Source organism: Pedobacter sp. 05L430 (genome assembly GCF_056397585.1).
The window spans coordinates 1-959 of sequence record NZ_JBFTNT010000565.1; the positions used below are offsets into that span (position 1 = coordinate 1).

Here is a 959-nt window from a genome sequence, read left to right on the forward strand (position 1 = left end):
CTCTTTGTGGAGCAGGATGTTATTAAAATTGATCCTTACAAGAGTATTACTCAAAGTTTAAATTATGTAAAAACTTTAGTCGGTTGATCTGGTTGGTTAAATAACCAGATCGCTCGTCATCTCGAAAGAAGAGCGCCGTACGTTGACGGTAGTATGATTGTCAACGATAGCATGATTGTCATTACCACTTCTTTGTATTTTTAATACTTTAGCAATTTCTGTAAAATCAATTGGCCTTCCTCCCAAAATCCTAGGTTTGAGTCGGAATTAATATGGCCTTTCTCACCGATATTTATGAATTCACTGCCCCACTGTTCTGCAAAATATTTGGCTCTGTTTAAGCTTAGGTAAGGATCATTAAGACTTGCCACTACTATTGATGGAAAAGCGAGCTTTATTATTGGTATTGGTGCAAACCCTCTTACAACATCGGGGGTGTGTTCAGGAGAATCAACGTCTGCAGGAGCTACAAGCAATGCTCCTTTGATTTTAGATTTATCATATTTAACCGCCCAATGAAGCACTAGTGAAACCGCAAGACTATGGGCAACTAAAATAACCGGCGAGTCCAATTTTTCTATAGCCTCATTTAGTTTTTCTAACCATTTTTCCAATTCAGGTTCATCCCAATTTTCCTGCTCGATCCTTACGACGTTGTCAAAGCTCCTCGACCAAAAGCTTTGCCAATGGTCATCTCCAGAACCGCCTAGTCCAGGTATAATCACAATTTTTGCTTCCATTTTTCTAAATGCAGTTGTTTATTCTTTTATTCTAATAGGGCTTAGGTATAGATTTTAGCTCCTAATATTGCGCACAATTTAGTAAACTGTAATGAACTTATTGAGCCATTTTAAAAATGATATTTGCTAAATTACAAGGGTATTTTAATTGTAAGACATGTTACAAAACAGAGTTGATCCATATGGCAACCTTATCAAATCTCCTGCGAGGGGTACATT

The 959-nt window shown here is 37.2% G+C and carries 1 protein-coding gene; it reads right to left on the reverse strand.

Annotated elements, in window-relative coordinates:
- Positions 1 to 200: 200 nt before the first annotated feature.
- The gene (locus tag AC1DG9_RS27340) at positions 201 to 740 is read right to left on the reverse strand and encodes an RBBP9/YdeN family alpha/beta hydrolase (RefSeq protein WP_172660185.1); all 540 of its coding nucleotides are present in this window, start codon (positions 738 to 740) and stop codon (positions 201 to 203) included.
- Positions 741 to 959 lie beyond the last annotated feature (219 nt).